Raw genomic sequence first — 13,173 nt, forward strand, 5'->3', positions numbered from 1 at the left:
TTGGACCGGCTGGATTTCGGCGGAAACGGCGAAGCTGGCGGCGAGGTTACGCCCGCGGCAGTGTCGGGGGATCAACTGTTCCCGCTGTCGCCGGCGCAGCTCGGAATCTGGTATGCCCAGCACCTGGACCCCCAGGTGCCGATCACGATCGCCCAGTACGTCGACCTGGACGGTGACGTCGACGTCGAGGTGCTCTCGCGCGCCAGCCTGGATGCGTCCCACGAGCTGGGCTCCGGTTTCGTGCGCATCATCGAACGCGACGGCGAACCGCTGCAGTACGTCGATCACACCCTCGGCGACACCGACGGTGTCGAACACGTCGATCTGCGCGATGCCGCCGATCCGGAAGCGGCCGCACACGAGTGGATGCGGGCCGACTACGGCCGCCCGCTGAACATCGTCACCGACCGCCTGGTCCGCTCGGCCGCGCTGCAGCTCACCGACAACCGCTGGTTCTGGTACTCGCGTGCCCATCACATCGTGCTCGACGGCTTCGGCGCGGTGAACCAGGTCAATCGGATCGCCGAGCGCTACACCGCCTATCGCAACGGCGTCGAGCCCGCCGCGCTGAAGGCCTCCGACCTGCGCGACCTGGTCGAATCCGAATTCGCCTACCGCGACAGCACCCGCTTCGAGAGTGATAAGCAGTACTGGGCCGAGCGCGTGGCCGGTCTGGAGGAGGGCACGAGCCTCACCGGCCGCAATGCCGCCCCGGCCCCCCTGAACGACGTGGTCGGCGCCGCGCTGTCCGACGCTCGCAACGACCTGCTCGCCGAAGCCGTCCGTCGCCACGACTCCTCGCCGGCCGCCCTGCTGATCGCGGGTTTCGCCGCCTATCTGGCGCAGTGGACCGACGCTGAGGACGTCATTCTGAGCCTTCCGGTCACCGCGCGCACCACCGCGGTGATGCGGCGTTCCGGCGGTGCCACCTCGAACATCGTCCCGCTGCGCCTGCGCGTCGGCCACGAGACCACCGTCACCGAACTGCTGAGGTCGGTGCAGGTGGAGGTGTCGGGCGCGCTGCGTCATCAGCGGTATCGGCACGAGGACATCCGCCGCGACAGCGCCGCCGCCGGCCTGGAATCGGGCAGCGGCGACGGGGTGGTGACCAAGGAGTTCTTCGGCCCCTGGGTCAACATCATGCTGTTCCAGGACGAGCTGGTACTCGGCAGCACGCCGGGCCGCTTGCATGTGCTCTCCACCGGTTCCATCGAGGATCTCGGCGTCAACTTCTATCAGACCGAGGGCGGTGCGCGGTCCCGGATCGACTTCGAGACCAACCCGAACCTCTACACCGAAGACGAAGCGCGCCACCATCATTCGCGCTTTCTCGAGTTCTTCGATCGGTTTCTGCAGGCGGATGCGCAGGAGCGGCTGTGGGGTCTGCCGATCACCACGGCCGTCGAGCGGGCCGCCACCGTCACCGGCTGGAACCGCTCCGCCCACGACGTGCCGACCACCACGCTGCCGGCCCTGCTGGACGCCGCGGTCGCGCGCACGCCCGACCGGATCGCCATCGACTTCCAGGGGCAAACGCTGACCTACGCCGAATTCGGCGCCCGGGTCAACCGCCTGGCGCGGACCCTGATCGCCGACGGTGTGGGCCCGGAATCGCTGGTGGCACTGGGCATGCGGCGTTCGCTGGATCTGGTCCTCGGCATGCACGCGGTGCTGAAGGCCGGTGGCGCGTACGTGCCGATCGATCCCGATCATCCGGCCGAGCGCACCGCCTACATCCTCGACAGTGCGGGCCCGGTATGCGTGCTGACCAGTTCCGCCGACGAGGTGGACCTGCCGGATTCGGTGCGGCAGGTGCAGATCGACACGCTCGACACCACCGGTGTGTCCGATGCGCCGATCACCGACGCCGACCGGCTCGCGCCGCTGCGCGCGGACAACACCGCCTACGTCATCTACACCTCCGGTTCGACCGGACGGCCCAAGGGCGTCGCGGTCACCCACCACGCCATCGTCAACCAGCAGCTGTGGATGCTGTACGAATACGGCCTGACCGAGGCCGACGTCTATCTGCAGAAGACCGCCACCACCTTCGACGTCTCGCTGTGGGGTTACTTCCTGCCGCTCATGGTCGGTGCGAAACTGGTGGTCGTCGATCCGGACGGGCATCGCGATCCGGTCTACGTTGCGCAGATGATCGAGCGGCACGCGGTGACCGTCACCGATTTCGTGCCGTCGATGCTGACAGTGTTCGCCTCGCACGCCACCGCGGGTCAATGTGATTCGCTGCGTGCGGTTTTCGTCATCGGTGAAGCGCTGCCGCCGGAGACCGCCGCGATGTTCCGGGCGATCAACCCGGACGCCGGCCTGCACAACCTCTACGGTCCCACCGAGGCCGCGGTCTCGGTGACCTACTGGGAGGCCACCGCCGCCGACACCGCGACGGTCCCGATCGGTATCCCGGAATGGAACGTCGATGTCTACGTGCTGGATTCACGGTTGCGTCCGGCCGCGATCGGCGCCCCGGGTGAGCTGTATCTGGGTGGACGGCAGCTGGCCCGCGGCTACCGCGGCCGGCCCGATCTGACCTCGGATCGCTTCGTCGCCAATCCCTTCTCGGGCGCCGGCGAGCGCATGTACCGCACCGGCGACCTGGTGCGCTGGGGCCGGCAGGCCGACGGGACCGGCGTGCTGGAGTACATCGGCCGTACCGACTTCCAGGTCAAGTTCCGCGGCCAGCGCATCGAGCTCGGCGAGATCGAAACCGATCTGCTGGCCTACCCGGCGGTCAGCCAGGCCGTCGTGCTGGTGGTCGACACCGCGACCGGTCAGCAGCTGGTGGCGTATGTCGTTCCGGCGCCGGGATATTCGATCGATTCGGCGGATCTCACCCGGTTCGTGGCCGAGAAGCTGCCCAGCTACATGGTGCCCGCCGCGATCATGGTGCTGGACGCGTTCCCGCTCAACACCTCCGGCAAGCTGGATCGCAAAGCGCTGCCCGAGCCGGTGTTCAGCGCCGATGCGACCGGTTACCGCGCCCCCCGCACGCAGGCCGAGGCGATCGTCGCCGGCGTCTTCGCCGACGTGCTGAGCCAGCCCCGGGTCGGCGTGGACGACAACTTCTTCGACCTCGGTGGCAACTCGCTGGTGGCGACCCAGGTCGTCGCGCGCATCTCCGCCGCGTTCGGCGTGCAGCTGGGTGTGCGCGCACTGTTCGAGACGCCCACCGTGGCGGGTATCGCGGCCCGGGCCGATGCCGCGGCCGAACACGGCGCCGACGGCGAATTCGCGGCGCGCCCGCCGCTGGTCGCGCAGCATCGCCCGGACCGGGTGCCGCTGTCGCTGGCACAGCAGCGGATGTGGTTCATCAACCAGTTCGACCCCGCCGCGCCCACCTACAACCTGCCCTTCGTGGTGCGGCTGCGTGGCACCGTCGACATCGACGCGTTGCAGACCGCGCTGCGTGACGTGGTGGAGCGGCAGGAATCGCTGCGCACCATCTTCCCCGAGTCCGGCGCCGGCGGCTATCAGTTCGTTATTCCGGCCGAACAGGTCGACCTGGGTATCGAGGTGGAGCCGATCGACGCGGCGGATCTGCACGATGCGCTGGCGGCATTCGCGTCCGCCGGATTCGATGTGTCTCGGGAACTGCCGATCCGGGTGCGGATATTCGAGACTTCCGCCGGCCGCGGCAATGGAACGCGGGACTTCGCGGTGGCTTTCGTCGTTCACCACATCGCCGCGGACGGATTCTCCTTCGGTCCCCTGGCCCGCGACGTCGCGGCCGCATATCTGGCGCGTGCGGCCGGTTCGGCCCCCGCCTGGTCACCGCTGCCGGTCCAGTATCAGGACTACAGCCTCTGGCAGCGGGAACTGCTCGGTTCGGAGGCCGATCCGGATTCCATCGCGGCCCGCGAAATCGGTTATTGGCGAGAGGCTTTGGCCGGTCTGCCGGATCAGCTGGAATTGCCCGCCGATCGCCCGCGGCCGCCGGTGCAGAGCTTCCGCGGCCGCCGGGTCGATTTCGCCATCGACGCCGAATTGCATGGGCAATTGGTCGAACTGGCCCGGGCCCACGGCGTCAGCCTGTTCATGGTCATGCACGCCTCGTTGGCCGTTCTCCTGGCCCGGTTGTCGGGTACCAGCGATATCGCTGTCGGCACGCCGGTCGCCGGTCGCGGTGAACAGGCGCTCGACGATCTGATCGGCATGTTCGTCAACACGCTGGTGTTGCGGTCCGAGGTCGAGGGCAGCATCGCGTTCAGCGAATTCCTGGCTCAAACCCGGGAAGTCGACCTCGCCGGATTCGCGCACGTCAACGTGCCGTTCGAACGACTGGTCGAGGTGCTGAACCCGACCCGCTCGCAGGCGCGGCATCCGTTGTTCCAGGTGATGCTGTCGTTCCAGGAGATGTCGCACGCCACGTTGGAACTGCCCGGATTGTCGGTGACCGCCGACGAACTGGACGTCGACATCGCCAAATTCGACCTGCAGTGGACCATCACCGAGGAGCGTTCCGGCTCCGGTGCGCCCGCCGGGATGGTTGCGGAGGTCTCCTATGCCACCGATCTGTTCGATGCGCCGACCGTCGCCGAATTCACCGAGCGCTATCTGCGGATCCTGAAATCTGTGGCGGCGCACCCGGATACGGCGGTGCGTGAGATCGATCTGCTCGACGATGCCGAACGGGTCACGGTGCTCTCGGGCTGGAACGAGACAGCGCACGGAGTTTCGGCTCCGACGGTGCTGGATCTGTTCGCCGAGCAGGTTCGGCAGCGGCCCGACGAGCTCGCCGTGCTGTTCGACGGCGGCATGCGCGAGGACGTCGGGGAGCAGATCGAGCTCACCTACGCCGAATTCGACGCGCGCGTCAATCGTTTGGCTCGCAAGCTGATCGACCTCGGCGTGGGACCGGAATCACTGGTCGGCGTCGGTATCCGGCGTTCGGTGGATATGCTCGTCGCGATCTACGCGGTGATGACCGCCGGTGGTGGGTATGTGCCCCTCGACCCCGACCATCCGGCCGAGCGGACCGAATACGTGCTGGCCTCCTCGGGTCCGGTCTGCCTGCTGACGACCACCGACGACGGCGTCGGCGCGAGCGACATCCCGGTGATCGCGGTCGACACCGTCGACCTGGACGACTATCCGCCGACCCCGGTCGGCGATGCCGATCGACTCGCCCCGCTGCGGCCGAGCAATACCGCATACGTGCTCTACACCTCCGGGTCCACCGGACGTCCGAAGGGTGTCGCGGTCGCACATGCCGCTGTGGTGAACCAGATCGCCTGGATCACCGCGCAATACCGCATGGGGCCGGCCGATGTGGTGCTGCAGAAGACCCCGGTGACCTTCGACGTGTCGGTCTGGGAGTTGTTCGGCACGCTGGCGGTCGGTGCGCAGATGCTCATCGCGGCACCGGACGGGCATCGCGATCCGATGTATCTGTCGGAGATCATCGGCCGCCATCGGGTCACGATGACGTCGTTCGTGCCGTCGATGCTGTCGGTCTTCGTCGGTGCCGCAGCTCCGGCCGAATGTGCCTCGCTGCGTGCCGTTCTCGTCGCCGGAGAGGCGCTGCCGCCGGCGACGGTGACCGCGTTCCGGCAGTTCTCCACCGCCGCGCTGCACAACCTGTACGGCCCGACCGAATTCACCGTGCACGCGACCGCATGGCACCTGGACACCGTCGCCCCCACCACGGTGCCGATCGGCCGCCCGGTGTGGAACACGCGCGCCTACGTCCTCGACCAGGGTCTGTCTCCCGTTCCGGTCGGGGTGCCCGGGGAGCTGTACCTCGGCGGGGTGCAGGTCGCGCGCGGCTATCACGGCCGCCCCGACCTGACCGCCGATCGATTCGTAGCCGACCCGTTCGGCCCGCCCGGATCACGGCTGTACCGCACCGGTGACCTGGTCCGCTGGACCGAACCGGACGCACCCGAGGTCGGCCGCGCGGGCGTGCTGGAATACATCGGCCGCACCGACTTCCAGGTGAAGTTTCGCGGTCAGCGCATCGAACTCGCGGAGATCGAGGCCGCGCTCACCGAGCATCCGGCGGTCGACCAGGCCGTGGTCCTCGTCCTGGACACGGTCGCCGGTGATCAGCTCGTCGGTTACGCGGTCACCCCGGCCGGGCCGGTCGACATCGACAACATCAAGGCTTCGCTGCACCGGCGGCTGCCGGCGTACATGGTGCCCTCGGCGATCGTGGTGCTCGACGCGCTGCCGCTGAACCCGTCCGGCAAGCTGGACCGCAAAGCGTTGCCCGCGCCGGTATTCGAGGTGCGCGAATTCCGCACTCCGGCAACTCCGATCGAGGAGATCGTCGCCCAGACCTTCGGCGAGGTTCTGGGCGTGGCCCGGGTCGGCGCGGACGACGACTTCTTCGACCTCGGCGGCAATTCGCTGATCGCCACCCAGGTGGCCTCGCGCTTGGGCAACGCGCTCGATACCCGCGTCCCGTTGCGCATGCTGTTCGAGGCGAGCACCGTGGCCGCGCTGGCCGCGCGAGTGGAATCGCATGCGGGCGACGGCGCGCGCAAGTCGCTGGTGGCACGGGAACGCCCCGAACAGGTGCCGTTGTCGCTCGCACAGCAGCGGCTGTGGTTCCTCAACCGCTACGACACTTCCTCGGCTGTCAACAACATCCCGGTCGCCATGCGGTTGTCGGGTGAACTGGACGTGGCCGCGCTGCAGGTCGCGGTCATCGACGTGATCGACCGCCACGAATCGCTGCGCACGGTGTTCCCGGAGACCGGCAGTGCGCCGGTGCAGGTGGTGCTCGACGCCGCGCAGATCGTGCCGGACCTGACCCCGGTGCCGGTGACCGAGCACAATCTCATCGACCACCTGGTCGAACTGGCCTCCATGTCGTTCGACGTGACCAACGAAGTGCCGTTGCACGCCCGGCTCTTCGAGATCAGTGAGACCGAGTACGTGCTCGGCATGGTGGTGCATCACATCTCCGCCGACGGCTGGTCCATGCATCCGCTGGCCCGCGACGTGATGGTCGCCTACGCCGCGCGCACCAACTGGGAGCAGCCGGCCTGGACCGAACTGCCGGTGCAGTACGCCGACTACGCGCTGTGGCAGCGCGAGGTGCTGGGCTCCGAGGACGATCCGAACTCGTTGATCTCCAACCAGATTCGGTACTGGACCCGCGAACTCGCCGATCTGCCCGACGAGCTGGTGCTGCCCGCCGACCGGCCGCGGCCGGCGGTGGCGACGTATCGCGGTGGCACGTATTCGTTCGTCATCTCGCCCGAGACCCAGCGGCGACTGGCCGACCTCGGCCGCAAGTACAACGCCTCGCCGTTCATGGTGGTGCACGGCGCGCTGGCGATCCTGCTGGCGCGACTGTCGGGTACCTCCGATATCGCGATCGGCACCCCGGTCGCCGGTCGCGGTGAGGCCGCGCTCGACGATCTGATCGGCATGTTCGTCAACACGCTGGTGTTGCGCACGAACGTCGACGGCGCAATGACCTTCGCCGAACTGCTGGCCCAAGCCCGCAATACCGATCTGCAGGCCTTCGCGCATGCCGACGTGCCGTTCGAGCGGTTGGTCGAGGTGCTCAACCCGGCCCGTTCGCAGGCCCGGCATCCGCTGTTCCAGGTGATGCTGGCCTTCCAGAACATCCGCCACGCCAGCCTGGAGTTGCCGGGCCTGTCGGTCAACGGCATCGACTACGACGCCCGGCTGGCGAAATTCGACCTGCAGCTCACCCTGCAGGAGGCGCCGGACGCGGAGGGGGTGGCGGCGGGTATGTCCGCCGAATTCTCCTACGCGCTCGACCTGTTCGACGAGCCGACGATCGCCGGATTCGCCAAGCGGCTGGACCGGGTGCTGGCCGCGGTGGTGGCCGATCCGGATCGCCCCATCGGTGACATCCCGCTGATCGACGCGCTCGAGGCCGATCGGGAATTGCGCGAGTGGAACTACACCTCGCGCGAGATCGGTTCCGCGACACTGCTTCCCGAGCTTTTCGGGGAGGCCGCCCGCACCTACGCGGAGGCGGTCGCGGTGGTGGATCGCGAGGCCGGCGAAACCCTGACCTACGCCGAATTCGGGGCCCGCGTGCGCCGGTTGGCGCGGCGGCTGGTCGAGGCGGGCGTGGGCCCCGAGGCGCGGGTGGCGCTGGGACTGCGGCGCTCGACGGACCTGGTGGTCGCCATGTACGCGGTGCTCGAGGCCGGTGGCGGCTATGTGCCGCTGGACCTGGATCAGCCCGCCGACCGGATCGGCTACGTCCTCGACACCGCCGAACCGGTCTGCGTGCTGACCACCTCGGCGAACGCGGGCGACGTCGACGCCGGTAACCGTACGGTCCTGCGCCTGGACGAGCTGGACCTCGCGGACTACTCCGACGAGCCGCTGACCGATGCGGATCGTCTCGCTCCGCTGCGTCCGTCGAATCCGGCGTACACGATCTTCACCTCCGGCTCGACCGGCCGCCCGAAGGGCGTGACCGTCCCGCATTCCGCGGTGGCGAACCAGATTCGCTGGATCACCGGCGAATACGGCATCGGCGCCGACGATGTGGTGTTGTTCAAGACGCCCGCCACCTTCGACGTCTCGGTGTGGGAGTTGTTCGCACCGCTGTCGGTCGGTGGCCGGATGGTCGTGGCAACCCCTGACGGGCATCGCGATCCGCGCTATCTCGCCGATGTGATCGCCGCCGAGCAGGTCACCATGACCTCGTTCGTTCCCTCGATGCTCACCGTCTTCTCCGGTGCGGTCGACAGTTCCGCGCTGGCGTCGCTGCGGGCGTTGTTCATCGCCGGTGAGGCCTTCACCTCCGATGCCGTCGAGGCGTTCCGCCGGGTCGGCACGGCACAGCTGTACAACCTGTACGGCCCTACCGAATTCACGGTGCACGCCACTCACGCCGGGGTGGCCGACGGCGTCCGCGGCGCGGTGCCGATCGGCCTGCCGGTGTGGAACGCGCAGGCCTACGTGCTCGACGCGCGACTGCACCCGGTGCCGCCGGGCGTCGCGGGTGAGCTGTATCTCGCCGGCGATCAGCTGGCCCGCGGTTATCTCGGCCGGGCCGACCTGACCGCCGACCGCTTCGTCGCGAATCCGTTCGCCGACTACGGCTCCCGGATGTACCGCACCGGTGACCTGGCGCGCCGCGGCACCGACGGTGCGATCGTGTACCTGGGCCGCACCGACTTCCAGGTGAAGGTGCGCGGTCTGCGCATCGAGCTCGGCGAGATCGAATCCGCCCTCGTCGCACACGAATCCGTGGCCCAGGCGGTCGCGGTGGTGCGTTCGGACGCGCGCCTGGGCGATCAGCTCGTCGCCTACGTGGTGCCGGCCGGCAGCGTGGTGGACCTCGAGGTGCTGCGCGCACATCTGGCGCAGCTGCTGCCGTCGTACATGATTCCGGCCGCGATCGTCACGCTGGACGCGATGCCGCTGAACCCGAACGGCAAACTGGACCGGCGCGCGCTGCCGGAGCCGGTGTTCGCGGCCCGCGAATTCCGGGCGCCGTCCACGCCGGTCGAGGAGATCGTCGCGGGGACCTTCGCCGACGTACTCGGCCTGGACACCGGCGAGCGTCCGGTCGGTGTGGACGACGACTTCTTCGATCTGGGCGGCAACTCGCTGATCGCCACCCAGGTGGTGGCGCGGCTGAGCGCGGCGCTGGACGCCGAGGTCGGCGTGCGCACGGTCTTCGAGGCGCCGACCGTGGCCGCCTTGGCCGCACGAGTCGAATCCCAGGTGGGATCCGGTGTGCGCCAGGCGCTGACGCCCCGCACGCGCCCGGAGTTCCCGCCGCTGTCGCTGGCGCAGCAGCGGATGTGGTTCCTCAACCGCTTCGACACCGATTCGGCGACCAACAACATCCCCGCCGCGGTGCGGCTGACCGGCGAACTCGATATCGACGCGCTGCGTATCGCGATCGCGGACGTGGTGGCCCGGCACGAATCGCTGCGCACGATCTATCCCTCCCACGAGGGCCTGGCCTACCAGCAGATTCTGCCCTCGACCCGCGCCGTGCCCGATCTGGACGTGGTGGATACGACCGAGGCGGACCTGTTCGACGCGCTGACCGAATTCGTCGGCCGCGGTTTCGACGTGACAGCGGTGCCGCCGACCCGATTGCGGCTGTACCGCCTCGGCGAGGCCGAGCATGTGCTGGTCGTGGTGGTTCACCACATCGCCACCGACGGATTCTCGATGACGCCGCTGGTGCGCGATCTGATGACCGCCTACCTGGCCCGCACCGCGGGATCGGAGCCCGGTTGGGCGCCGCTGCCCGTGCAGTACGCGGATTACGCGCTGTGGCAACGGGAATCGCTGGGCTCGGAGGACGATCCGCGGTCGGTCATCTCCGAACAACTCGGTTACTGGCACAACGCGCTCAACGGCCTGCCCGACGAACTGCGGCTGTCGACCCGTCCGCGGCCGGCCGTCGCCACCTACGAGGCGGGGACCTATCGCTTCCGGGTGCCGGGTGAGCTCGTCGACGGGCTGAGCCGAGTCGCCCAGGGGCAGCAGAGCACGCTGTTCATGGTGGTGCACGGCGCCTTCGCCGCGTTGCTGGCGCGGTTGAGCGGCACCGACGACATCGCCGTGGGTATTCCGGTCGCCGGTCGCGGTGAGCGAGCCCTCGACGACCTGGTCGGCATGTTCGTCAACACGCTGGTCCTGCGCGCCCAGGTCGACCCGGGCGCGCGGTTCACCGAACTGCTGGCCCAGGTCCGCGAGCGCGACCTGTCGGCATTCGCCCATGCCGACGTGCCGTTCGAGCGGCTGGTCGAGGTGCTCAACCCGGCCCGTTCGCAGGCGCGGCATCCGCTGTTCCAGGTGATGCTGTCCTTCCAGAACCTCGGCCGCAACGCCCTCGAACTGCCCGGATTGACGGTCGCCGAACTCGAAATCGACGCGCAGACGGCGAAATTCGACCTGCAGCTGACGTTGAGCGAGGGGCCGGTAGGCGCCGGCGGCACCGGTGCGGATGCCGCGATGGACGCAGAGTTGGTCTTCGCGACCGATCTGTTCGACGAGGTGTTCGCCGAGTCGTTCGCCCATCGCTTCCTGCGCGTGCTGCGGGCCGTGGCCGCCGATCCGTCGGTCGCCCTGGGCGCCCTGCCGATTCTCGACGCCACCGAACGTGCTCTGGTGCTGCGGCATTGGAACGACACCGAATTCCCCATCGACGCCGCCCTGCCGACGGTGTCCGACGATGCCGCCGCGACGCTGGTCTCGCTGTTCGAGGCCCAGGTCGCGCGCACACCGGACGCGACCGCGGTGATCTTCGAGGGGACGAGTCTGTCCTACGCCGAGTTCGCCGCCCGCGTGCGCCGCCTCGCCCGCTGGCTCGTCGACCAGGGTGTGGGACCCGAGTCGCTGGTAGCCCTGGGTATGCGGCGGTCGATCGATCTGGTGGTCGGCATGTACGCCGTGGCCGCCGCCGGTGGCGCCTACGTGCCGCTGGACCCGGATCATCCGGCCGAGCGCACCGACTACATCCTCGACACCGCACGCCCGGTCTGCGTCCTGACCTCGGGCGCCGATCTGCGCGAAAACGTCTCCACCACAAGCGATATCGCACCCGAGGTGCGCATCGACCGGCTGGAGCTGTCCGCATATTCGGACGCGCCGCTCACCGATGCCGACCGGACCGCCCCGCTGCGTCCAGGCAATACCGCCTACGTGATCTTCACCTCCGGCTCCACCGGACGCCCGAAGGGTGTGGCGGTTCCGCACACCGCGATCGTGAACCGCCTGGTGTGGATGCACGCCCAGTACGGCCTGGCCGCCGACGATGTGGTGCTGCAGAAGACCCCGGCCACCTTCGACGTGTCGGTGTGGGAGTTCTTTTGGCCCTTGCAGGTCGGCGCGCGCCTGGTGGTGGCCCGACCGGACGGCCATCGCGATCCGGCTTATCTGGCCGAGGTCATCGTGCGCGAGGGCGTGACGGTCACCCACTTCGTGCCGTCCATGCTCGCGGTTTTCGTCGGCGAGCCGGCCGCGTCCGAATGCACCGGCCTGCGCAACGTCTTCGCCTCGGGTGAGGCGCTGCCCGGCACCACCGCGCAGCAGCTGCGCCGCCTGACCGGCGCTCGCCTGCACAACCTCTACGGCCCGACCGAGGCCGCGGTCGACGTCACCTATCACGAGGTCGTCGACGCGGACGTGGCGTCGGTGCCGATCGGTGCGCCGGTGTTCAACACCCAGGTCTACGTGCTGGACGCGCGGCTGCAGCCGGTTCCGGTGGGTGTCGCGGGCGAGCTGTATCTGGCGGGCGCCCAGCTGGCCCGCGGATATGTGGCCCGGCCGGATCTGTCCGCGGACCGCTTCGTGGCCAATCCGTTCGGCGACGGGGCGCGCATGTACCGCACCGGCGACCTGGTGGTCTGGACCGAAGCCGGTGAACTCGAGTATCTGGGTCGCACCGACTTCCAGGTGAAGGTGCGCGGCTTGCGCATCGAACTCGGGGAGATCGAATCCGCGCTGACCGCCGTCGCATCGGTGGGTCAGGCCGTGGTGGTGGTGCGCTCCGACGAACGCGCCGGCGATCAGCTGGTCGCCTACCTGATCGCCGCACCGGGCGCCGAGATCGCCGTGGACGTCGTGAAATCCGCACTGACCGAACAGCTTCCGGCGTACATGGTGCCCGCGGCGTTCGTGGTGCTCGACAGCTTCCCGCTCAACGCCTCCGGCAAATTGGATCGCAAGGCGCTGCCGGCGCCGACCTTCGCGGCCAAGGTGTTCCGCGCGCCCGGTACTTCGGTCGAACAGTCCGTGGCTGATGTGATCGCCGAGATCCTCGGTCTGGACCGGGTGGGCCTGGACGACGACTTCTTCGAACTGGGCGGCAACTCGCTGCTCGCCACCCAGGTGGCGGCCCGGCTGGGCGCGGCGCTCGACACCGAGGTCGGAGTCCGCACCTTGTTCGAGGCTTCCACGGTGGCGGCACTGGCCGCGCGCCTGGAAACTCGAGCAGGAGAGGGCGGACGGCTCCCGCTGACCGCGCAGTCGCGGCCCGAGCCCGTCACGCTGCCGGACGGTGAGACCGCGCAGCTGGTGCCGCTCTCGCCGGCCCAGCAGCGGATGTGGTTCCTCAACCGGTTCGACAACCGCACCGCGGTCAACAACATCCCGGTCGCGATCCGGCTGACCGGCGCGCTCGACCGCGAGGCGTTCGCCGCGGCCGTGCGCGATGTGGTCGCGCGGCACGAATCGCTGCGCACCGTGTACCCG

Annotated in this window: 1 protein-coding gene (only partly in view); it reads left to right on the forward strand. The window is 68.9% G+C overall.

Annotated features, from left to right (window positions below; genetic code table 11):
• A protein-coding gene (locus tag C5E41_RS09660) for a non-ribosomal peptide synthetase (protein WP_104375604.1) crosses the window boundary here: on the forward strand, positions 1-13,173 show its 5' portion. 30,816 nt of this gene lie beyond the right edge of the window; 13,173 of the gene's 43,989 nt are visible here — the first part of the coding sequence; the start codon lies at positions 1-3; its stop codon lies off the right edge, out of view.

Source organism: Nocardia nova, assembly GCF_002933465.1.
Classification (GTDB): Bacteria; Actinomycetota; Actinomycetes; order Mycobacteriales; family Mycobacteriaceae; genus Nocardia; species Nocardia nova_B.